Origin of the sequence: Saccharopolyspora sp. ASAGF58 (assembly GCF_012277335.1) — a bacterium.
Lineage (GTDB): Bacteria > Actinomycetota > Actinomycetes > Mycobacteriales > Pseudonocardiaceae > Saccharopolyspora > Saccharopolyspora hattusasensis.
On sequence record NZ_CP040605.1, the window covers coordinates 5,819,696 to 5,841,552 of the forward strand.

At 67.3% G+C, this 21,857-nt stretch carries 15 protein-coding genes and 4 pseudogenes; 10 read left to right on the top strand and 9 right to left on the bottom strand.

Going from position 1 to position 21,857, the window contains the following annotated elements:
* Positions 1-19: 19 nt before the first annotated feature.
* Positions 20-412, top strand: a pseudogene (gene tnpA / locus FDZ84_RS27105) (IS200/IS605 family transposase).
* 4 nt (positions 413-416) lie between these two features.
* On the top strand, positions 417-1,058 hold the full coding sequence (locus tag FDZ84_RS27110) for a helix-turn-helix domain-containing protein (RefSeq protein ID WP_246868458.1): 642 nt from the start codon (positions 417-419) through the stop codon (positions 1,056-1,058).
* A 689-nt stretch (positions 1,059-1,747) separates the two neighbouring features.
* On the opposite strand, the gene FDZ84_RS27115 is transcribed toward FDZ84_RS27110, so the two are convergent.
* Entirely contained in the window at positions 1,748-3,052 is a 1,305-nt protein-coding gene (locus FDZ84_RS27115) for an aspartate aminotransferase family protein (RefSeq protein ID WP_168588181.1), read from the bottom strand.
* An 83-nt stretch (positions 3,053-3,135) separates the two neighbouring features.
* On the opposite strand from FDZ84_RS27115, the gene FDZ84_RS27120 reads away from it, so the two are divergent.
* Positions 3,136-4,062, top strand: coding sequence for a LysR substrate-binding domain-containing protein (locus tag FDZ84_RS27120; protein WP_168590384.1), 927 nt, complete (start codon positions 3,136-3,138; stop codon positions 4,060-4,062).
* A 355-nt stretch (positions 4,063-4,417) separates the two neighbouring features.
* On the opposite strand, the gene FDZ84_RS27125 is transcribed toward FDZ84_RS27120, so the two are convergent.
* The 4 genes from FDZ84_RS27125 to FDZ84_RS27140 form a co-directional block, all read right to left on the bottom strand.
* A complete protein-coding gene (locus FDZ84_RS27125; RefSeq protein ID WP_168588182.1) occupies positions 4,418-5,311 on the bottom strand; it encodes an arylamine N-acetyltransferase in 894 nt (297 codons plus the stop codon).
* Positions 5,308-6,465, bottom strand: a complete 1,158-nt coding sequence (locus tag FDZ84_RS27130) for an FAD-dependent monooxygenase (protein WP_168588183.1) — start codon at positions 6,463-6,465, stop codon at positions 5,308-5,310. The genes FDZ84_RS27125 and FDZ84_RS27130 overlap by 4 nt, the downstream gene beginning before the upstream one ends.
* A gap of 2 nt (positions 6,466-6,467) precedes the next feature.
* The gene (locus FDZ84_RS27135; protein WP_168588184.1) at positions 6,468-7,568 is read right to left on the bottom strand and encodes a 3-dehydroquinate synthase II; all 1,101 of its coding nucleotides are present in this window, start codon (positions 7,566-7,568) and stop codon (positions 6,468-6,470) included.
* A gap of 65 nt (positions 7,569-7,633) precedes the next feature.
* Positions 7,634-8,470, bottom strand: a complete 837-nt coding sequence (locus FDZ84_RS27140) for a 2-amino-3,7-dideoxy-D-threo-hept-6-ulosonate synthase (RefSeq protein WP_168588185.1) — start codon at positions 8,468-8,470, stop codon at positions 7,634-7,636.
* 876 nt (positions 8,471-9,346) lie between these two features.
* Between FDZ84_RS27140 and FDZ84_RS27145 the strand changes: the two genes are divergently transcribed.
* The 5 genes and pseudogenes from FDZ84_RS27145 to FDZ84_RS39385 form a co-directional block, all read left to right on the top strand.
* Positions 9,347-12,166 (top strand): non-ribosomal peptide synthetase, encoded by a 2,820-nt coding sequence (locus FDZ84_RS27145; protein WP_210435132.1) that lies wholly within the window; start codon positions 9,347-9,349, stop codon positions 12,164-12,166.
* Positions 12,166-13,101 carry an NAD(P)-dependent oxidoreductase gene (locus FDZ84_RS27150; RefSeq protein ID WP_168588186.1) on the top strand — a complete coding sequence of 312 codons (936 nt, stop codon included), beginning with the start codon at positions 12,166-12,168 and terminating at the stop codon, positions 13,099-13,101. Before FDZ84_RS27145 ends, FDZ84_RS27150 begins: the two co-directional genes overlap by 1 nt.
* A 104-nt stretch (positions 13,102-13,205) precedes the next feature.
* Complete coding sequence (locus FDZ84_RS27155) at positions 13,206-13,610, top strand: nuclear transport factor 2 family protein (protein WP_168588187.1); 405 nt, start codon at positions 13,206-13,208, stop codon at positions 13,608-13,610.
* Between the two features lie 537 nt (positions 13,611-14,147).
* Positions 14,148-14,675, top strand: coding sequence for a methyltransferase (locus FDZ84_RS39380; protein ID WP_246868459.1), 528 nt, complete (start codon positions 14,148-14,150; stop codon positions 14,673-14,675).
* 156 nt (positions 14,676-14,831) lie between these two features.
* Positions 14,832-15,658, top strand: a pseudogene (locus tag FDZ84_RS39385) (ABC transporter ATP-binding protein); the annotation flags it as partial.
* A gap of 305 nt (positions 15,659-15,963) precedes the next feature.
* On the opposite strand, the pseudogene FDZ84_RS41050 reads toward FDZ84_RS39385, so the two are convergent.
* The 3 genes and pseudogenes from FDZ84_RS41050 to FDZ84_RS41055 form a co-directional block, all read right to left on the bottom strand.
* A pseudogene (locus tag FDZ84_RS41050) lies at positions 15,964-16,758 on the bottom strand (hypothetical protein); the annotation flags it as partial.
* A 216-nt stretch (positions 16,759-16,974) separates the two neighbouring features.
* Positions 16,975-17,415 (bottom strand): hypothetical protein, encoded by a 441-nt coding sequence (locus tag FDZ84_RS38065; protein WP_210435826.1) that lies wholly within the window; start codon positions 17,413-17,415, stop codon positions 16,975-16,977.
* Entirely contained in the window at positions 17,412-17,708 is a 297-nt protein-coding gene (locus FDZ84_RS41055; RefSeq protein ID WP_371812689.1) for an alpha/beta fold hydrolase, read from the bottom strand. Before FDZ84_RS41055 ends, FDZ84_RS38065 begins: the two co-directional genes overlap by 4 nt.
* A gap of 164 nt (positions 17,709-17,872) precedes the next feature.
* Between FDZ84_RS41055 and FDZ84_RS41060 the strand changes: the two are divergent.
* Positions 17,873-18,472 (top strand): annotated as a pseudogene (locus FDZ84_RS41060) (MFS transporter); the annotation flags it as partial.
* 26 nt (positions 18,473-18,498) lie between these two features.
* A complete protein-coding gene (locus tag FDZ84_RS27185) occupies positions 18,499-19,089 on the top strand; it encodes an urea carboxylase-associated family protein (RefSeq protein WP_168588189.1) in 591 nt (196 codons plus the stop codon).
* A 434-nt stretch (positions 19,090-19,523) separates the two neighbouring features.
* Here FDZ84_RS27185 and FDZ84_RS27190 read toward each other — a convergent pair whose 3' ends face one another.
* Positions 19,524-21,848, bottom strand: a complete 2,325-nt coding sequence (locus FDZ84_RS27190; protein ID WP_168588190.1) for a LuxR C-terminal-related transcriptional regulator — start codon at positions 21,846-21,848, stop codon at positions 19,524-19,526.
* Positions 21,849-21,857 lie beyond the last annotated feature (9 nt).

Consider the following 21,857-nt stretch of genomic DNA (forward strand, 5'->3'; position numbering starts at 1 on the left):
GTGCTGTATAGTTCTGGGTATGGCCGTCACGCTGCGATCGAACGCGAACATCACCTTTCAGTGCGCGTTCCGCGTCGTGTGGTGCCCGAAATACCGGCGCCGGGTCATCGGTGGCCGGATGGAGGAACGCTTGAAGCAGCTCATCCGGGAAGTCGTCGAGGAGAAGGGGGCGTGGCTGGTGGAGCTGGAAACGATGCCGGACCACGTTCTCGTCGAAGTCGACCCGCAGTACGGGGTGCACAAGCTGGTCAAGGCGATTAAGGGACGTTCGTCGCGTGTGTTGCGGGAAGAGTTCCCGTGGTTGCGGTCGAAGCTTCCGACGCTGTGAACCAACAGCTACTTCGTCGCGACGGTCGGCGGCGCACCGCTGTCGGTCATCAAGCGCTACGTCGAACAGCAGAAGGCCCGGTGAGCCGATGCTGACGGGACGTCGCTACCGCTTGAAGCTCACCACCGCGCAGGCCGCCCAGTGCGAGGAGTTCGGCAATATCTGCCGGGCAGTGTGGAACACCGCCCTGGAACAACGCCGCGAGTACCGGCGGCGGGGGGCGTGGATGAACTACAACGAGCAAGCCGGACAGCTCGCCGACGCGAAAACCGAGCACGACTGGTTGCAGACCGCGCCGTCGCACATCCTCCAGCAGGCGTTGAAGGACCTGGACCGGGCGTGCCGCGACCACGGCACGTTCCGGGTTAAGTGGCGCGGCAAGCAGCGTTGGAACCCGTCGTTGCGGTTCCCGATGGGCAAGCTCATCGAGGTCGAGCGGCTGAACAAGCGGTGGGGACGGGCGAAGCTCCCGAAGCTGGGGTGGGTGCAGTTCCGCATGACCCGCCAGCTCGGCGGTGCCGTGCGGTCCGCGACAGTGTCCCGCGACGGCCGGGACTGGTTCGTGTCGTTCCTCGTCGACGACGGCGCCATCACCCCAGAACGGCACGCCGCACCCCACAGCGGCGTCGGTGTCCTGATGGTGCCCACGCTTTGCGCCCGCGGTGGGGGCGGTGGTGATCGCTGCTTTCCGGGGTGGCCCGTGCGTGGTTTTCGTTGCTATAGCGCCTGAAACCGCTCACGATGGTCGTGCTGGTGGTGTGGTGGTCGTCGGGTGTCGCCTTCGTCGTGCCCTGGTTTTCGTTGCTGCGTAGTGGATTCCGGTGTTTCGCTTCCGCGCGGGTTGGGTTTTGGGTTTCGGGCCGGGTGTTTCACCTGATCAAGCGACCATAAAAGACGTGCGAACTGGTGTTCCTCTCCTCGGCTTTCTGTGGGTGTAAATCGGCGAGGAGTAGACGGATTGTCATTGCTTGGTAACGGAATGCGCAGGTGTGACCTGCGGGAATAAGGGCGCACGTGAGCGGCTAGGTTCGGAGGTTGCCTATACCATCCGTACCCGAAGGCTCACGTGCGCGTTACTACTGTATTCAACCGATCCTGGCCTTGCCAGGGGCGTCTGTGGAGTCGGTGTCGTTCACAGATCAGGGAATCGTGCTGGGGCTGCGGCGGCGCCGTCGGCTGCTGGTCTGCCCGTGCGGCCGTAAGCAGCGCGGCCGACGACACCTCCCGCCGCCGGTGGCGGCATCTGGACTTCGGTGTCTGCCAGGTATGGATAGAAGCCGATATCCACCGCATCGACTGCCGGGGCTGCGGGCGGGTGGGTACCGAGGAACTCCCGTGGGCCAGGCCCGGTGCCGGGCACTCCCGTGCTGCCTGCAGGCGTGACCGGACCGCGGCACCGCGATCACCCCCGGCAGCCCGTCATCGACCGCCGGTCTCGGCTAGGGCGGTGTCGAGGATCGCCAGGCCGCGATCGATCTCGGCGTCGGTGGCGGTCAGCGGCGGGGCGATGCGGAACGTCCCGCCCATGCCGGGCAGCTGCACGATGTTCATGTGTAGGCCGAGCTCAGCGCATCGCCTGGTGACGGCGGCGCCGAGCTTGTCGGCGTCCTCGCCACCCGGCCCGTCGACCAGCTCCAGCCCGATCAGCAGACCGCGCCCGCGCACGTCGCCGATCACCGGATACCGCCCGGCGAGCTCCGCCAGACCGCCGCGCAACCGCATGCCCAGCTCGCGGGCGCGCGCGTCGAGGCGCTCGCGGCTCAGCACGTCCAAGACTGTGTTGCCAACGGCCGCTGGAAGCGGGTCGTTGACGTGCGTGGTGAAGAACAAGAACCCGCGGTCGTGGGCTTCCTGCTCGATCTCGGTGCTGGTCAGCACGGCCGCGAGGGGCAACCCGGCGCCGAGGGTCTTGGACAGGGTGAGGATGTCCGGGACGACGCCGTCGCGCTCGAAGGCGTACCAGTCACCGGTGCGGCACAGTCCGGTCTGGGCCTCGTCCAGGATCAGCAGCATGCCCCGCTCCCGGCACTTGTCCCGCAGCGCCGCCAGGTAGCCAGGCGGGAGGTCGACGACGCCACCCGAGCTCAGCACGGGCTCGACAAGGCAGGCCGCGAGGCTGCCGACCGACTGGGCGTCGATCAGGTCGAAGCCGAGGTCGAGCTGCCGGCGCCAGTCCAGGTTCCCGTCGGCGTCGACGATGCCGGGCCGGAACCGGTCGGGCACCGGCAGGGCGAAGTTCCCCGGGGCGGCGGGCCCGTACCCGACCCGCCCGGCGCTGTAGGTGGCGTTCGCCGCTGCCTGGGTCATGCCGTGCCAGGACCGGGCGAACGAGACGACCTCGTGCCCGCGGGTGACGAGCTTGGCCATCCGCAACGCGGCCTCGTTCGCCTCGGCACCGGTGGTCAAGAACATGGCCTTGTCCAGCGGCTCCGGCAACGTCCCCGCTAGCCGCTGGGCGAGGTCGAGCACCGGGCGGCTCAGCATCCCGCTGTAGAGGTGGTCGAGCCGGGCGACCTGCTCGCGAACGGTCGCGACGATCTCCGGGTGGGCGTGTCCGAGGATCGCGCTCATCTGCCCCGAGGTGAAGTCGAGCAGCTCGCGCCCGTCCTCGGTGAACACCGAACTGCCCTCGGCGCGGGCGATGATCCCGGGACTGAAGGCGCCGCGACCCGAGTAGCGGACCAGGTGGGTTTCTGGTGCGGTGCGCGCGATGTCGTCCAGCATGGGCCCGACGCTACGAAGGACGCTGCTTCGCGTCCATCACACGATCTCGACGATGCTGTTCGATGGAGCCGCACAATGGTGGCATGCTTAACCCGTGGCGTCTGCGCCTGCTCGGCCTGCTCGACAGCCTCGGCACCGTCCGCGCGGTGGCCGAGACGCTGCACCTGAGCCCATCAACGGTGTCCCAGCAGCTCGCGGTGCTCGAGACGGAGACGCGCAGCCGGCTCCTGGAGCGGTCCGGGCGTCGGGTGCGGCTGACCCGAACCGGGATCGTCCTCGCCCGCCGGGGCCGCGAGATCCTGGATCAGATGGCCGAGGCGGAGGCCGAGTTGCGCGCCCTCAACGACGAGCCGATCGGCACCGTCCGGCTCGGGGTGTTCCAGAGCGCGATATACACGCTCGCCGTACCGGCGGCGGCCCGGCTGGCGGACTCGCATCCGCATCTGCACGTGGAGCTGATCGAGTCCGAACCGCACGAGAGCGGGGCCGCGCTGCGCACCGGCGAGGTGGAGGTGATCGTCACGACCACGGACTATGTCAAGTTCCCGTGGGACCGGGACCTCGAAGTCGTCCCGCTGGGGACCGACCCGGTGGTGCTGGTCCTGCCGCCGGACCATCCGCTCGCGCGGCGCCGGGTGATCGACCTCGCCGCGTGCGCGGAGGAGACCTGGGCGTGCGACCGGCCGGGCTCGTACATGGCCGAGCTGACCCAGCGGCTATGCCGCGAGTCCGGCTTCGAACCCCGGGTGGCCTGCCGGTTCAGCAACTACCTGCTGCTGCTCCAGCACGTCGAGTCCGGCCGGTCGGTGGCGATGCTGCCCGCGCTGGCCGTCCCACCCGGAATCCCGGTCGTCACCCGCGAGCTCAGCACGCCGGTGCACCGCAACGTCGCGATCGTGCGGCGCCGGGTGGCAGCGCAGCGCGCGGCCGTGGACGCCGTCGTCGAGACGCTGCTCGACCACCCGGACATCCCGGCCCTGTCCGCACCCGGCTCCGCCGGGCACCGGTGATGCCCGCTTCGGCCCAGGTGGCTGCTGCGATCGCGGCTCCGGCGTCGAGCAGGCCGTCGGTCTGCATAAACAAACGATGCGTCGATCGTGTCGGCGAAGCGGGACCCGGCGTGGACCGGATCCCGCTGTCCGATCGTCCTTCGAGGACAGTGAGTCTTTCCCTTGCTTGTCGAAGAAGGTAGTCGGCACGCCGTAATCGCGGCATGACCGGCTGGTCATCGAGGCCGCCAGTGACGGTGACCGACCGGCGTGGTGTTACGGCCCCCTTGGCGTCGCCCGCCCCCGGCGGCGTCATCAGCGGGGTCGGCGTCCAGCAGCACGAGGACGCACCGATCGGATTGTCACAGCCCGCTGATTACCGCTTCTTGGCCGACGCGGCATTCCTCTCGGTGGCTATCGCGGTGGACACCCGTTCCTGCGCGGAGGGCACCCGATCCAGCTCGATTCCGAAGTACTCGCGGTACGTCTTCAGCAGTGCCTCGTCGGTGTCGAGCCGCCGCAGGGTACGCCGCCCGTCGTACTCCTCCATCAGATCGTTCCCTCGCAGCGTTCGCTTCCCCCGCTCGGTGCGAGCGATGGAAATCGGCGCTGCCGCGAACGGCGAGCGCGGCGACGTGCGATACCACCACAGAAACGGGTGCCAGTACTCCACGTCGCGGTGCCTGGTTTCCAGCCGGTACAGCAAATTACCGTTTATCGATACGTCGATGTCGCCGTCGGGCGCGGTGGTCAGCAAGTAGGTGCCGTGCGGATCGGGTTGCGGTTCGCGCAGGTCGATCCGCAGCGGGTGCCTGCTGTTGTTTCCCTGGCCGACGTCGACGAGCCAGGACACCTCGTCCTGCTCGGACTGCGGAAATGTGACCCTCAGTGCCATGTGGCTGCTGCTCTTGGCGAGCACCGATTTCCGGTAGCTCCGGCCACACAACAGTTCCACCCGGTAACCGAACGCGCCCAACAGCATGCCGAACGCGGAGTTGAGCTCCACGCAGCACCCGCCCCGCTGCTGCTCCACGATCTTCCGCACGGCGTCGAGCGTATGCGGCACCGGTTCCCCCGTGTGTACCGCGATTGTCTCGAACGGGATCGACAACACGTGGCGTTCCTGGAGGTGCCGTAGAGTCTCCAGGTCCGGGCGTTCCGGGCGGTCAGCGCCGATTCGCGCCAGGTAGGCGTCGACGTAGTGGTCAGCGAGGGCTGGCAGCATATCGTGGTGTCCTCTGTGCTCGGCGGTCATCTCGGCAGTCGTCACAGTGCCTCCGCGTCGTGGTCGAAAAGCCAGTCGAGGGTGTCGCCGATCGGGTGGGCATCGGGACGCTGCTGGGATTCGGAGGCATCCCGGTGGAGGTTGCGCCCCATGTCACCTGAGAGCTGCTGGACCTTCATCGCCCGCGGGCGGCGCACCTGCTCGTAGGTCCGCAACGCCACCGAGACGTCGTCTCCGTGGCGTGCCAGTGCACCGGCCAGGGCAACGGCGTCTTCGATGCCCTGACCCGCGCCCTGAGCGGTGAAAGGCAGCATCGGGTGCGCGGCATCGCCCGCCAGCGCGGTCCGGGCGGTGGTCCAGGCCGGGCCGTCCTCGCGGACGTGCAGGCCCCAGCGGGTGACCGTTTCCGCGGCCTCGACCAGGGGATGCACGTTGTCCCAGTCGGCGAAGGCGTCGAGCACATCCTGGGCCTTTCCCGGCTCCGACCAGGACTCCGCGCCCCACTCCTCGGCGGACAGGGTCGCGACGAAGTTGACCAGCCTGCCGCCGGCCACCGGGTAGCACACGAAATGCCTGCCCTCCCCGGTCCAGACGATCGACCGGGGCTCGGTGAACGAGGCGGGCAACCCGCTGGCGTCGACTAGGCCACGGTAGACGCTGAAACCCGAGTACACGGGCTGGTCGTCCACCCTGGCCCGGCGCACGGCAGACCGGATGCCGTCGGCGCCGACCAGCACGTCGGCGCCGACGGCAGTGCCGTCGGCGAACCGGCACTGCACGGCCGAGTCGTGCTCGGCCACCGACTCGCAGGCTTTGCCCAGCTCGACCACGCCGTCGGGAAGCAGGGACGCCAGCAGCGCGTGCAGATCGAAGCGGGCGAGCAGGTAGTACGGCGCGCCGTACCGGTTCTCGCAGTCGTCCAGCGGGACGCGGCCCCGCACCTGACCGGTGCGCCCGTCACGCATCTCGATGGCGGTCGAACGCACCGCCACGGCCGCCAGGCCGTCCGCCAGCCCGAGGCGGTGCAGCAGGCGCACCGCGTTCGGGGCGAGCTGGATGCCAGCGCCGATGTCGCCGAAGGCGTTCGCCTTCTCGTACACCGCGACGCCGATGCCCGCCCGCCGCAGAGCCGCCGCGTGGGCGAGCCCGGTGATGCCCGCCCCCACGACCGCGACCTCCAGTGGTCTCGTGTCGCTCATCGTCACTTTTCCAGGCAGAACTCGTTGATGGGGTAGCCCACGTGCCGGTCCTGCGTGGGGAGGTAGCCGAGAACCGTGTCTCCCGGCTTGAGCTCAGTACTGTTGAGCACCACACCTTCCGGGCCGAGCACGCGCACGTGCCAGTCGTCCTGCAGGATCAGGTTGACCGTCTGCCCGTCCGGAGCCACCGCGTCCACGGAGATCAGCGGGCGGCTCTCGATCTTGACTCGGCCCACGGTGACCATCCGGGTCCGGCCGGAGGTGTCCACCGCCATGACCTTGCTGCCGGATTTCAGCTCGCTCAGGTAGTGGGTGCGGCCCTCGGCGGAGAGGGTGTACGAGTGGATGGCGCCCGCGTTGACCCGGAACGGCCGGGTGGGCATGTAGGGCAGCGGATGGGTCTCGCTGACGCACAGGATCATGCCCTTGGAGTGCGAGCCGACCAGGATGCCCTCGTCCTTGCGGAAATAGGTGCAGGTGTCGACGCAGGCACGCTCGCCCATGCCGACGTGCTCGGTCGCCGTCACGGTCAGCTCGACGAGGTCCAGTGCGGGACTGCCGTCCGCCGCTGCGTCCTTCAGCGCCGTCGTGTCACCCACCGCCGCGGGCGCCAGCATGACGCCGTCCGAGCCATGCTCCAGCACGCCGAAGATGATTTCAGCCTCGGTCACGTCCTGGGCGATGGTGACCAGCTTCCCGGACGAGCCCGCGGCGGCGGCGATCACGATCTCCAGCGGAATCTTCGTGGGATCGCGGAAGTACAGCAGGCTCCACTGGTTGCTCCGTGCCGACCGGCACGCCTCGTCCAGCGTCGCGGCGTCGGTGATCTCGACGTACTGCCCGAACTCAATTTCGGGATGCGCCGCGGCGAGCTCGTCGAGCTGCCCGTGTTCGTCGGGGACGACGATCACCACGTCGGCTTGGCCGAAATCGTCCGGCAAGCTCTTTCCGGTCGGGAACAGGATCTTCCGCACCGTCGGCGGCAACCCGTCGAAATCGGCGGCGGAATCCGATAGGATTCCATCCACCTTGATGTGGAGCGCCTCTTCCAGAACGGCGGACTTGGTCGGGCAGGTACGCACGTCGACCCAGGTGAGCTTCATAAAATTTGCATCCTTGGATGTACAGGGAATTGTCAAAGGGCTCGGGCGGAAGAATTCGAGTCGGCTTACGCCATGTCCCGCTGGGCTGCAATCAGCTCGGTCGGAGCGGCCGGCACGATGTCGCCGTGCACCCGCTGCGCAAGCTTCCGGGTGAGATTTCCGGGATGCGGAGCCTGGAAAATGTTGCGGCCCATGGCCAGCCCTGCCGCGCCGCCCCGCATCGCCCCATCGACGAGCTCCAGCAGGTCTTTCTCGTCAGCGGTGCGCAGCCCGCCAGCCACCACGATCGGAATCGGCGACGTTGAGGTGATCCGGCCCATTGCATCGTCCGAGCCGACGTAGTAGGTCTTCACCATGTCGGCTCCGAGCTCGGCCGCCACAGTTACGGCGTGCACCACGATCTCGGGGTCCCGCGGATCGGTGATCCGCGGACCGCGGGGGTACATCATGGCCAGGAGCGGAACGTTCCAGCGGTCGCAGGACTCGGCCACCGCCGCCAGATCCCCTAGCTGCCGCGCCTCCTCGCGGGAACCGATGTTCACGTGCACGCTGACCAAGTCGGCACCCAGTCGCAGCGCCTCCTCGACCGTCCCGACGAGCACCTTGTGGTCCGGGTCTGGCGCGTGCACTGTGCTCGCGCTGAGGTGCACGATCAGAGACAGTTGCTTGAACCAGGCCGGGTCGACGAAACGCACGTTTCCTTTGTGGAGGACTACGGCGTCCGCGCCATTCGCGGCGAGCTGGCCGACGAGATTGTTCAGGCTGGCCCCGCGGCCCGCACCGGGGCCATCGGTGAGTGGATGGTCGAGCGGGACGATCAACGTCCTTTGTGGATTATTTCGAAAAAGTCGGTTGAGGCGTAAACGACGCGCCGACGGCAAATGGCGTAAATATTGCTTCATTCAGCCATCCTCTTGCGGTTTTCCGGGAAGTGGCTACTGGCCGGATGATCTTATGGGCTGACGAGTTGCCGCGTCAACGGCATTGCACCTGTGGGAAAGATTTTGAGCAGAAAGGGAAAAATAAATTGAAATCGCAACTACTGTTGACTGTGGGTTAACTTCGGTGGTAGCTCTGCTTGGGGTTGCATTCCGCCAATTCGTGGCGATTTATCCAACAAGCCTGTTTTCGAGATCAGCCAGGCGGCGGCACGGCGAACAGTTCGGCGATCTCCTGGACGGTTTTCTCCCGTGCATCGTCGAGGCGTTGGCAAGACCGACATCGAGCTGGTCAACTTCAGCGCGGGTACCGCGATGCGGACATCACCGCCGCTCACCCTGAGCGCACCGCTTGAGCCCTGACATGTGGCGTGTCACTGATCAGCGGTTCATGCCGTCCGTGCTGACACTCTCGGACGTCTTCGGCACCAGGCACCACGCCCGCAGTGAGCCCGCAGTACGAGGACGCACCGTTCTGTTGACTGCACCAAGTTCTGCCGGTGATCAGTAGTAGGAGCTGATCAAGAGATAAGGAGCTTGGTGACGATTGATCGTGACCGGCTTATGCTCTACGGCCTGCTGCGATGGTCATGCCGTTCGAGGATGACTCGGCACGGTGATTATTGCAAGACTGTCCTTTTATTTGTCCCTAAAGGCCCTTTTTTATGCCCAAAAGTTTCTCTTTCTTATGCGCAAGATTTTTTGTGCATAAGATCGACTAGTTTCTTGAGCACACGCTGGTCAGCGTCGAGCGGATCTCCAGTCCGGCGCCTACCGGCTCAGCACCGAGCAAGACATCCGGGAGGATCTGTGACTGGTCTCGTGAGGTCAGGTGATGTCGTGCACGTAGATGTATCCGGCGCAACCATCGCTGACGGCGATATGGGCACCATCGCCAGTCTGCTGGTCCGCGCCGCCAGCACCTGGCCCGGTGCTGGGCTGCGCTACTGTCACGGAAGCGTGCTCGCGCCTCACTCCTTCCAGTCCTATCCCGAATTGCTCGACGAGGCCTGTCGACTGCTGTCCGGGCTGCGCGCGCAGGGCGCCGAGCCCGGCGACAAGGTCGCGTTGCTGGTGGAGCACCCGCGCGAGTTCATCGAACTGTTCTGGGCGTGCCTGCTCGGCGGCCTCGTGCCGTGCCCGCTGGTGCCGTTACGCGGCGACCCGGAGCGCTGGTCGGCGCAACTCGCCTATGTCGACGAGTTGCTGAACAAGCCGCTGCTGATCGCGGACGAGACGCTTGCCGCCGAATTGCCGGCGGGCGCCGCGCTGACCGCGGTGCCACTGGACGAACTGCGCGACCTCTCGCCTGCCGACGACCTGCACGACGCCGAGCCCGACGACCTCGCCCTGCTGGTGCTCACCTCCGGATCCACCGGCAACTCCAAGGCCGTGATGCTCAGCCACGCCAACCTGCTGGCCTCGATGGCCGGCAAGAACGGCTACCACCGGCTGACCGCCGAGGACACCACCCTGAACTGGGTTTCGTTCGACCACGTCGCGGCCCTGTTGGAGTGCCACCTGCTCCCGCTGTACGCCGGGGCGCAGCAGGTCCATGTCGAGCCACAGGTGGTGCTCGGTGAGCCACTGGAGTTCCCGCGGCTGATCAGTCACCACCAGGTCACCGTGACCTTCACCCCGAACTTCCTACTCGGCCTGGTCAACACCGCCGTCTCCGCGCTGCCAGACCCCGCCGCCGAGCAACTGGACCTGTCCCGGCTGCGGCACATCATCAGCGGCGGCGAGGCCGTGGTCCGTACCACCGGCGAGGCGTTCCTGGATCTGCTCGCCCCCTATGGCCTGGCCCCCACTGCGCTGTGGCCGGCCTTCGGGATGACCGAGACCTGCGCTGGCAGCATCTACTCCACCGGCTTCCCGTCCACCGACGCGGGCCAGGAGTTCGCCAACCTCGGCGAGCCCGTCGCGGGCCTTGCCATGCGGGTGGCCGACGACAACAACCAGGCGCTGCCGGAAGGCGCGACCGGCGAGCTTCAGCTGTCCGGGCCGGTGATCACCTCCGGCTACTACAACAACCCGCAGGCGACCACCGACGCTTTCACTTCCGACGGTTGGTTCCGTAGCGGCGACCTCGGCCGGATCGACAAAGGCCGGCTCACCCTGGTCGGGCGCAGCAAGGACAGCGTCATCGTCAACGGCGTCAACTACTACAGCCACGACATCGAGACCGCCCTTGAACAGCTCGACGGCGTGGCCGCGTCCTACGTCGCGGCGTTCCCGACCCGCGCCGAGGGCGCCGACACCGAGCAGTTGGTGATCGCCTTTCACCCCGAGGTGCTGGCCGACGACGAACCCGGCCTGTTCCGGCTGCTGACCGCGGTCCGCAGCACTGTGGTCATGCACTGGGGTTTCCGGCCCGCGCTGGTGCTGCCACTGCCGCGCGAGTCCTTCCCCAAGACCAGCCTTGGCAAGATCCAGCGCGCTCTGATGCGCAAGCGCCTGGAGGCCGGCGACTTCAACGTACAGGTCGCCGCCGTGCAGCAGCTGACGTTGCGTCAACTCGGCGGCTACACCGCGCCGCGGACCGACACTGAGTGGCAGCTCGCCGCGATCTACGCGGAGATGTTCGACACCGAGGTCGACAAGATCTCCGTCACCGCGAGTTTCTTCGACCTTGGCGGCACCTCCCTGGACATCCTGCGGCTGCGACTGAACGTCGCCCAGACCTTTGGCGCCGATCTGCAGATCATCACGGTGCTGACCGCACCGAGCGTGTGCGCGCTGGCCGCCCACATTGACGCCGAGCGGGTCGGCGGGAGCGACGAGCTCCCTTACGACCCGATCGTGCCGATGCAGACCAGCGGCACCAAGACCCCGCTGTTCTGCGTGCACCCAGGCGTCGGCGAGGTGCTGGTCTTCGTCAACCTCGCCAAGTACTTCGTCGGCGACCGGCCCTTCTACGCCCTGCGCGCCCGCGGCTTCAACCGCGGAGAGAAGCCCTTCACCAGCTTCGCCGAGATGGTGGACAGCTACGTGACCGCCATCCGGGCCAAGCAGCCGCGCGGACCGTACGCGGTAGCCGGCTACTCCTACGGCGGCGCAGTCGCCTTTGAGATCGCCAAAGTGCTGGAGTCCCAGGGCGAACGAGTGGATTTCGTCGGCAGCTTTAACCTGCCCCCGCACATCAAATACCGGATGGACGAACTCGACTTCGTCGAGACCGCCGCCAACCTCGCCTTCTTCCTGGCGCTGATTAACAAGAAGCAGTCGCTGGAACTTCCCACCCGGCTGCGCGGCCTCAGCCGCGAGGAGCAGCTCCAGTACTTCATCGACATCGCCCCCGCTGACCGGCTGGCCGAACTCGACCTGACCGTCGAGAAGTTCGCGGCATGGGCGGAGCTCGCCGACGGCCTCACCGACCTCGGCCGCAGCTACCAACCCAGCGGTGCCGTCCGCTCCATGACGGTCTTCTACGCGGTTCCGCTGCGCGGCACCAAGGAGGATTGGCTCGCCAACGAGCTGCGTCGGTGGGACGACTACACCACCGAGCCCACCCGCTACATCGACGTCCCTGGCGAGCACTACACCCTCATGGGCCCGCAACATGTGGCCACCTTCCAGGCGATCCTGCGCCGGGAACTGGACCGGGCCATGGGCGAGGGAGCCGGTGCAAGAGACGCAACCCCCATGGAGGCGAAGTAATGCAGGGCAAAAAGATCCTGGTCACCGGCGGTACCGGGCAGGTCGCCCGACCGGTCGCCGAAGCGCTCGCTGCGGACAACGAGGTCTGGTGCCTCGGCCGCTTCGGCACCCTCGGCGTCGCCGACGAACTCGCCGCCCGCGGGATCAAGACCTTCCGCTGGGACATGGACGACCTCGGCGCGGACACTCTTAAGGGCCTGCCCGAGGACTTCACCCATGTCATCCACTCTGCCGTCCGCCGCGGCGAGGACGGTGACTTCACCGCCGCCGTCACCGTCAACTCGGTCGCCGCGGGCCGGCTGATGACCCACTGCCGCACCGCCGAGGCGTTCTTGTACGTTTCCACCGGTGCGATCTACGCCCGGCAGACGCTTGACCACCTCTACACCGAGACCGACCCGATCGACGGCAAGGCTGAGTGGCTGCCCGCTTACCCGGTCGGCAAGATCGCCACCGAGGGCACCGTACGCGCCTTCGGCCGGGTGCTCGGCCTGCCCACCACGGTCGCCCGACTCAACATCGCCTACGGCCCTGGCAGTTACGGGGGCGTGCCGATGTTGTACTTCAAGCGGATGCTGGCCGGCGAGCCGATCCCGGTGCCCGTCGAGGGCCAGAACTGGTGCTCGCTGCTTTACACCGACGACCTGGTGCGCCAGGTGCCGAAGCTGTGGGACGCCGCCACGGTGGAGACCACTCTGGTCAACTGGGGCGGTGACGAGTCGGTGGGCATCACCGACTGCATCCGGCACATGCAGGAACTGACCGGCGTCACCGCGCAGTTGGTGCCCAGCAAGGTCACCCGCGAGACCTACCAGTTCGACCCGACCCTGCGCTGTCAGCTGACCGGGCCATGCGAAATCGGCTGGCGCGACGGCATCCGCCGCACCCTCCAGGTGATGTACCCCGAACTGGTCCAGGCAGGCTCCGATGGCTGAACAGGTGTCCGTCACCTTGCGGGCACCGCAACCGCGGTTTCGGCCTCGCTTACCGACAGCGGCACCAGCCGCGTACCCGACTGCTTACGAGGAGCTCACCGACCATGGTCACCAGCCCTACCAACGTGGAGACTGTTCAGGCCGCCTACCGGGCCTTCCACGACCACGACGTTGAAGCGCTGCTGGCCACCCTCGCCCCCGACGTCGCCTGGGTACACCCCGAAGGGATGGACACCTACGGTCTTGGCGGCACCAAGAAAGGCCACGCGGGTGTCAGGGAGTTCCTGGCGCACGTGCCCACCGTGCTCAGCGGGATGCGGCTGGAGCCAATCGAAATCATTGAGTCCGGCGACCGGATCGTGGTCTTCGGCGTCCGCCACATCACCTCCCGTGGCGGCCGCACCGAGACGCACCAGTTCGTGCACTCCTGGACGCTGCGCGAGGGCAAGGCCACCAGCATGGAGGACATCTTCGACACTGTCCTCTTGCACCGCCTGATCGAGAGTTGAGGCGGGCTGCCCGATGAAGTAGCCGCACAGAGCCCCAGCTGACGAACGGCACCGCGCAGGACCGGATCGTGCAGCTCGGCCTCGGTTTCTGGCCAGCCAAGGTGCTGCTGACCGCGGTGGAGCTGGGGGTGTACTCCGTGTTGGCCGCGGACGGGCCACGGACGCCACCACGTTGGCCGCACGTCTCGGCCTGCACCCGCGCGGGGCCCGCGACTTCTTCGACAGCCAGGTTGCCCTTGGTCTGCTAGAGCGCACATACGGCGTCTATGCCAACACCCCCGACACCGACCGCTACCTCGATCAGGCCAAGGACACCTACATCGGTGGCCTGCTGGAGATGGCCCAGGAACAGTGGTACCGGTCCTGGAGCAACCTCACCGAGGCCCTGCGCACCGGCGAGCCACAGAACAACCTCAGCGCCGACGACGGCGACCCCTTCGACGTCCTCTACGCCGCCCCCGAACTCGCGAGCCGCTTCCAGAAGGCGATGACCGGCGGGTCGTTGGCCGCCTCCCAGGCCCTGGCCAGGGCCTTCCCGTGGCAGAAATACGGCTCGTGGCCGACATCGGCTGCGCCGAGGGCATCCTGCTCAACACGGTCCTCACCGCGCATCCACACCTGTCCGGCACCGGTTTCGACCGCCCGGCCGTCCAGCCGAACTTCGACCGCACCGTGGAGCGCACCGGCTTGTCCGGGCGGATGCGCTTCGTGTCCGGCAGCTTCTTCACCGACCCACTGCCGTCCGCGGAGGTCATCGTCTTCGGCCGCGTGCTGCACGACTGGGACCTCGCCACCAAGCGCATGCTGCTAAAGAAGGCATACGAGGCGCTACCCCCCGGCGGCGCGGTGGTGGTGTATGAGTCGATGATCGACGACGACCGGCGCACCAACACATTCGGCCTGCTGACCAGCCTGCACATGCTGCTAGAGAGCCCGGGTGGCTTCGACTACAGCGGCGCGGACTGCGTGGACTGGATGACCGACGTCGGCTTCACGAATTGCTCCGCAGAGCCGCTGGACGGCCCGGTCTCGGTGGTCGTCGGTCACCGCTGTGACGTGCGGTGAGCACGCCGATGTCAGAAAACCAATGAGGCGGCCAACCAACGTTTCCCGCCCCGGACCTCGTCCTGCGGCACCAGGTGCGCTCCATCTTTCCCGCAGGTGCAAGACCGTTGACGGGACAACTCGTCAGATCATAAGGGCTCATAAGGCCATCCGGGCGTCGTCGCCGGCACGCTGACGCCGGGGGTGCTGATCGCGTTCCTGCTCTACCTCACGCTGTTCTTCGCGCCGTTCCAACAGCTGTCCATGGCGTTCGACAGCTATCAGCGGGCCAAGGTCGGCGTGCGGCGGGTCGGCGAGCTGCTGGACACGCCGACCTCGGTGCCGCAGGCGCCGGAGGCCGTCCCGGTGCCACGGCGGTTGCGCGGCGAGATCGACCTGCGCGGCGTGGCTACCGCTATCCGGGCTCGGCCGCCCCGGCCGTGTCCGGGCTGGATCTCCGGATGCGGCCGGGGGAGCGGATCGCGCTGGTCGGCGCGACCGGATCGGGGAAGTCCACAGTGGTGAAGCTACTGGCCAGGATGTACGACCCTAGCGAGGGCTCGATCACCGTCGACGGGATCGAACTGCGGGAGTACGACATGACCGACTACCGGGGCCGCCTCGGTCTCGTCCCGCAGGAGCCGCACCTGTTCAGCGGGGACGTGGCGGCAAACGTGCGCTACGGCCGCCCCGGCGCCAGCGACGCCGAGGTGACCGCGGCGGTGCGGGAGGTCGGCGCGCTGGACGTGGTCGCCGCGCTGCCCGGCGGATTCCGGTTCCAGGTCGGCGAACGCGGCCAGCGCGTGTCCACCGGGCAGCGCCAGCTCATCGCGCTGGCCCGCGCCGCCCTGGTGCGGCCGGACATCCTGCTGCTGGACGAACCCACCGCCGCGCTGGACCAGGCGACCGAGGCCGCAGTGCTCGCCGCGTACGACCGGCTCTCGCCGGGCCGCACCACGGTCCTGGTCACCCACCGGTTGTCCACCGCGGCCCAGGCAGACAGGTTTGGATGCCTGGCCAAGGCAGCGGTACGGGGTTGTCGCGCCTTGGCCAGGCGCGGTCCGTTGCCTCGAAGGGGATCGGCGGCTACAGCACCGGACCGAACTTGTGAGCGGCTTTGCGCCGCAATAGCCGTGTTCGGGCGGTTGTTTCGGGGCGTGGTTCCGGTGCGGGTACCGGTCGGGGGCGGACTGACGGCACCCGCACCGGGGCTTACGGGGAGTGGGTGTGTGCGGCAGCGCAGAGGCGGCAACCCACTGGGTATATGCGGGAGTGGCTGGGGGCGTCGCTGCCGAGAATCCGCTTGCCGCAGATCGGCGCCCGCTCGCGCAGCGACCCCGGCGTCGGAGATGCCCACGATCTCCGCGCACAGCAACAACTCGGCCGTCAGGTCGAAGTGCTCGGCGGCCAGGAAACCGGCCAGCATGCTGTGCACCGCCGCGGCCAGCTTGTCCCGCTCGGCGGCGTCACGGAAGGGCAAACTCCGCGCGGCCATGTCGGTGGCGTGGAACAGGATGTGGGTGAATTCGTAGGCGTCTTCCTCGGTGACGGACGCCGGATCGAGATCGGCCACGCCGCACGCGCCGTAGAGCTCGGCCCGTTCCGGCATGGCATGGCGGAGTTCGCACAGCTCCAGGGCGTAACCCACTTCGAGACGACCGCGCGCCGAACCGATGTCGCTGCCGGGATCGCCGTCCAGGGCATCGACCAGCTTTTGCGCCGCGGCGAGCGGCTCCCGCGGGCTTCGGCCCAGCCGATGCATCAGGCCGAGTAGCCAGAGCCGGTACGGAAACTGGATGTCCACTTGGGACAGATCGGTGCGGAACTCCTCGTGGTGCACGACCCGATCCGCGATGTCCAGTGCCGCCTCGACGAACTCGTCGTGGTGCGCGGCCTGCGGCCCTCGACGCAACGACCGGCACAACAACAGCAGTTCCAGGATCGTGGTGCCGGGAAACGCGCGGGGCGGGAAATACGCGTCCCAGGTGTCCGGTTCGAACCACACCAGATGCACGCCGAGCCAGTCCAACGCTCCGTCGAGGACCGCGGACTCGTCGAAATCCTGGGCGATGGGCGCATGCCGCACCACGACCGCGTCCCGCATCCGACAGCCTCCCAACCCGCCACCAACGACAACCCAGCAACCACGCTAGCCAACCTCCTCCCCGAGAACGATGCCGCTGGCGGCAGGAGTCCGCATCGCAGCATCCGTTCACCCGGGGTGGGTGCAATTTCGCGAGAAATTGCGCCCACCCCGGGTGACCACCGATCGTGGGTGATGCCGTGCCCGGAAGGCACTGGGTGATCGTGTGGCTTCCGGTCAGTCGTTGAGCAGGCCGATTGCCACCTTGGCCATGAGCTGTACGCCGAGGGTGCAGTCCTCGGGCAGTGACCACTCGTCGGGGGAGTGCGAGATACCGTCACGTTGGCTACGACGAACACCATCGCGGTCGGGCAGATCGTGGCGAGTTGCTGCGCGTCGTGCCCGGCGCCGGACCAGAGCCTGCGCCCCTGGCAGGCCGCGAGCCTCGACCCGGTCGGCCACCCGGTCCACCACGGCCGGATCGAACGTCGCGGGCGCGGTTCGGGACATTCGCTCGCAGGTGGTCAGCTCGCAGCCGTAGGCCAGGGCGACGTCTTCGGCGAAATGGCGGATTGCGCTTTCGGCCTTCGCGAGCACCGCCTCCTCCGGGGCGCGCAGGTCGACTGTCAGGGTTGCCGCTGCCGGCACGACGTTGACCTGTTGCGGGAGGGTGTTCACGTTGTTCCCGCCTGCACAGGGACTCGGACGCTGGCGACGACCTCTGGCCGTCGTTTCGCGCGTCGTGCTTCCCAGCAGGTTCGGCAGGGTGCTCTCCGCGAGCCAGCGCGCGGTGCCCTCGCGTTCCGCATCCGCGACCTTGAGGCGGTGGGCACGCTCTCGTCGTTGTCGGCGACAGCCCTGGTGTCGACGAGAAGCAGACGCGCGACCTGTTGCGGCGCGGCCCGCGGCACCGCCATCGCGACGGAGCCGCCCATCGAGCATCCGCCCAGGACGACCTGCGGCAGCTCCAACCGGTCCAGCAGGGCCAGGATGGCGGCGGCCGCGACTTTCCGCTACCGACCCCACGCGCCGCCGCGGCGGAGGTCGCCACCTGGCCGTGAGTGATTTTGGGCGCCGTAGCACCGAAAAACGCTCACGGTCGTTGGTCCTGCACCGCTTCGGCTGGCTGACGACCATGTGGGCGGCAGGCAACACCATCGCGTACCTGGTCGGCGAGGCGCTTCTCCAGCTCGGCCCGGACGCCTGGCGGTGGATGCTGCTGTCTCCCGCGATCCCCGCAGCCGTGCTGATGGTGGCCTGCTTCGGCACACCCGAGTCGCCCCGCTGGCTGCTGTCCAAGGGGCGCACCGAGGAAGCCAAGGCCGGCGCTGCGCAAAGCACTCGGACCGGACGCGGAGCTGGACGAGTTGCCCGCCGAACCGGCCAAACCAGCCTGCGCGGTTTGATCTCCAAGGGCTACCTGCGTCGGACCGTCTTCGTCGCGGTGTTCTGGGCCTGCTCGCTCTGGCCCGTCTGCGCCATCTACGCCTTCGGCCCCGCTCTGCTCAGCGCGCTCAATCTCGACGACCCGAGGCAGGCCAACCTCGGCTCGGCCGCCATAGGCGTGTTCTTCCTGGTCGGCTGCATGATCGCAACACTGGTGGCCAACCGGCTCAACCGGCGAACATTGCTGATCTGGCCGTTCGCTGTGGCCACCGTCGCGCTGCTGCTCCTCGGCCTGATGCCCACCGCTCCGACCCCGGTGATCGTGACGCTGTTCGTGCTCTACGCGCTCGCCATCGGCGGTCCGACGATCCTGCAATGGATCTATCCCAACGAGCTCTTCCCACCGCAATCCGGGCCACCGCCGTGGGCCTGGGCACCACGGTCACCTACCCTGCCGCATACCAGCCCGGTGCGAACACCACGTTCGCTGCCGACCGGGACCTCCGGGCGCATCGGCAACGCCTCACCGGATCAGCGGATCCAGGTCGAGTCGTTTATCATTCCGCCGTGCTCCGGGCGGGCCTGGAAGTACCGGCTGGCGCTGTCTGCCGGATCGTTGCCGTCGACGGCCCGCGGGTCGGCGAACTCAACGTGTGGCACCGGCACAACCCGAGTGAGCGGATGTGGGCGTCGCGGACCCGCCAGTTGCAGCGTGCGCACGTATCCACCTACGACCGTATCTGGTCCACGCTGCCTTACCTGCGGCCACTGCTCACCATCACAGGGGACAGCCTCGAGGGCTACGGCCCGGATGAGCACGGTGGCCGCGTGCACGACCTACTCGGCGCCCGGTGCGACCCGTACGTCAACCGGTTGGTCACCGGGGAGGACTTCGATTTCCACTGTCACTCCAACCTCACCCGCGCGGTGCTCGGCCGGGCTACGAACAAGTGCCCCGTACGGTGATCGACGGCTACGCCACATTGTTCGGTGAGATCGAAGCACAGCTCCCGGACGGAGAGCTGCCCGAGAACCCACCGACGCGGCTTGCCTGCTGCGCTCGCTGCGGGTAGGCGCGCCGACGGAGGCCCCGGCACGTCTCGGCGAACACTCGAGTGCTCGCTCTGGTCACCGAGGGGGCTACCGAGGCAGGGTGACCATGAGGTCAATTCCGCCCTCGGCACTAATTAGCTTGTTTTATAAGCGGCGGCAGCCGCTTGCGGTGTGGGACTCAACGGGCACAGCCGCGGGTTCTCAGGGGCTGTGCCCGCCGAAGTGCTCTCGGCGAGGACAGCCCCGACGCGGTGAATTGGCATTCATGATGTCGGGAACACATGCGCGAGAAGGCCTCTGAGGTTCCGCTACCCGCACCGCTACGCAAACCACTTTCGAAACAGGCCTTAGCTGGCGTGCGGGGTGTTGTCATGCTCGGTGGCCCAGGCTGCGATTTGGGAGCGTGAGGTGAAGCCGAGTTTGACGAGAATGTTCTCGACGTGGGCTTCGGCGGTGCGCTGGGAAATGACCAGGTTGCTGGCGATTTGCTTGTTGCTCATTCCTTGGCGCACGAGTTCGGCGATTTCCCGCTCGCGTCGGCTGAGGCGTGCGCGCGGCTCTTGCCGGGGAGCGGACTCGGTGCGTGGCGGTTTGCCGCGGGCGTACGCGATGGCTTGTTCGAGGCTGACGTCCGCTCCTTGGGCGTAGCGGTGACGGTACTGGTCGTCGCCGAGAGCGTGGCGGGTCCGTTGTTCGCATTCGTCGTGGTAGTGGCTGAAGAAGGTCAGCAGTGGTGCGCCGGCTTCGCGGCGGATGGTTTCGGCGGTGCCGAACAGTTGGGCGGCATCGTCGTGACGGTTTTCGCTTGTGGCTACCCATGCGAGCGTTTCGGCGCACAGTCCGGTGCAGTGGTGGTCGTTGAATTCCTGCAGGAGGTCGAGGCTTTCGCGGGCGAGTGTGGCGGCTTGTTGTGGCTGGCCTTGGCGCCAGGCCTCGACGCCGAGGCCCCAGAGGGCGTAGGAGCAGCGCCAGCTTTCGCCGTATTTGCGTGAGAGCGCGAGAAGTTCCTCATATGCGGCGGTGACGCGTTCTGAGTCGCCGTGCAGCGAAGCGCTGGTGCCGAGGACGACTAGGTCGGTGGAAAACCAGGGCAGATTCCCGGAAAACCGCAGCCGGGGGATCACTTCTTCACAGAGCTTAATCGAATTTGAGAAATCGCCTTGCAGTGCCGCCCTGAGGGCTTCGGTAACCCGGAGCAGTGCGGCCGTATCCGCGTCGTGATCGGCAGTGAGCGTGCGGGCCTCGCTGATGAGAGTGGATGCTGCGGGAACATCGCTTTGCAGAAGGGCGAGGTAGCTGGCACTAATAAGCAAACGCAGCCGGTAGCCGTCTTTCTGGGTGCCATGCTGAAGGATTCGGTCGCACCAGCGGCGGCCTTCACTGGTGAGTCCGCTCACGCGCCAGTAGTCGTGGAGGGCGTCGGCGATGCGCGTTCCGGCGACGGTACCTGTCGGCTCGTTCAGACAGAATTCGAGTGCGGTGCGAATGTTGGCGTGTTCGGTTCGCAGGCGTGCAAACCAACGGGCTTGATCGGGACCGAACCAGTGCTGCTGCATCTGCTCGGCCAGGTTCAGGCACCAGTCCCGGTGCCGTTGGCGAACCGGCGTCTCCTGGCCGGAATGTCGCAGCATGTCGCGGCCATACTGCCGGATAATCTCCAGCAGCCGGTACCGGGCCTGGCCGCCACGGTCATCGCGGAAGAGGATCGACTTGTCCACCAGTCCTGCCAGTGCGTCTAGAACCTCGGCTTGGGTCAGGTTTTCGTCCGCGCAGACCGCCTCGGCACCGTCGAGATCGAAGCTGTCGGCGAAGACAGAGGTACGTGCCCACAGCTCCTTCTCGTTGCCGGAGCACAGATCGCAACTCCATTCGATCAGGGCGCGCAGTGTCTGATGTCGCGGCAGCGCGGCCCTGTTGCCGGTGGTGAGCAGGCTGAACCGGTCGTCCAGCCGTCGCAGGACCTGCTCGGGGGACAGCACTTTCAGGCTCACCGCCGCCAGTTCGATTGCCAGGGGAATGCCGTCCAGTCGTCGGCAGATGCCGGAGGCGACATGTCCGTTGCGGTCATCGAGGACGAAGTCCGGCAGGACGGCTTTCGCACGATCCGAAAACAGCGCGATAGCTTCGTAACCGGCCAACGCACTGGGCCTAACATCGCTGTCGGCATCCGGGCATTGCAGGGCGGAGACCGGCAGGATGGACTCGCCGGCGATGCCGAGTGCCTGACGGCTGGTGACCAGGATCCGCAGTTCAGGACATCGTTCGAGCAGGGCCGCCGCGGTGAGCGCGCAGGTATGAAGCACATGTTCGCAGTTATCGAGCACCAGCAGCAGACGCCGGTCCGCGACATGCTCGGCTACTGTCTCGGCGGTCCAGCGTGTGGACTGATCGTGAATGCCAAGTGCGGACACGATCGCTTGTGGAACGAGCCCCTCGTCTTCCAGGCCCGCGAGTTCGACCAGCCAGACACCGTCGGGGAAGGCTCGCCGCATGTTCCACGCGGCGCGCGAGGCCAGCCTGGTCTTGCCCACGCCGCCCACGCCGGTCAGGCTGACCAGCCGGGAGGAGGACAGCGCCTGCCTGACCTGGCTCAGCTCTTTGCGCCGGCCGACGAAGCTGGTGAGCTCGGTCGGCCATTTTCCCTGCAAGCGCGGCGCGGACACGTCGGTCATAGCTGTTCC

What these genes read in the sequence shown, in the direction of transcription:
- FDZ84_RS27115 (WP_168588181.1), bottom strand. Translation starts at nt 3,052, where the DNA reads ATGCTGGACGACATCGCGCGCACCGCACCAGAAACCCACCTGGTCCGC.
- FDZ84_RS27135 (WP_168588184.1), bottom strand. Translation starts at nt 7,568, where the DNA reads ATGAAGCTCACCTGGGTCGACGTGCGTACCTGCCCGACCAAGTCCGCC.
- FDZ84_RS27120 (WP_168590384.1), top strand. Translation starts at nt 3,136, where the DNA reads ATGCTTAACCCGTGGCGTCTGCGCCTGCTCGGCCTGCTCGACAGCCTC.
- FDZ84_RS27155 (WP_168588187.1), top strand. Translation starts at nt 13,206, where the DNA reads ATGGTCACCAGCCCTACCAACGTGGAGACTGTTCAGGCCGCCTACCGG.
- FDZ84_RS27190 (WP_168588190.1), bottom strand. Translation starts at nt 21,848, where the DNA reads ATGACCGACGTGTCCGCGCCGCGCTTGCAGGGAAAATGGCCGACCGAG.
- FDZ84_RS27140 (WP_168588185.1), bottom strand. Translation starts at nt 8,470, where the DNA reads ATGAAGCAATATTTACGCCATTTGCCGTCGGCGCGTCGTTTACGCCTC.
- FDZ84_RS27130 (WP_168588183.1), bottom strand. Translation starts at nt 6,465, where the DNA reads ATGAGCGACACGAGACCACTGGAGGTCGCGGTCGTGGGGGCGGGCATC.
- FDZ84_RS27110 (WP_246868458.1), top strand. Translation starts at nt 417, where the DNA reads ATGCTGACGGGACGTCGCTACCGCTTGAAGCTCACCACCGCGCAGGCC.
- FDZ84_RS27185 (WP_168588189.1), top strand. Translation starts at nt 18,499, where the DNA reads ATGGATCTATCCCAACGAGCTCTTCCCACCGCAATCCGGGCCACCGCC.
- FDZ84_RS27150 (WP_168588186.1), top strand. Translation starts at nt 12,166, where the DNA reads ATGCAGGGCAAAAAGATCCTGGTCACCGGCGGTACCGGGCAGGTCGCC.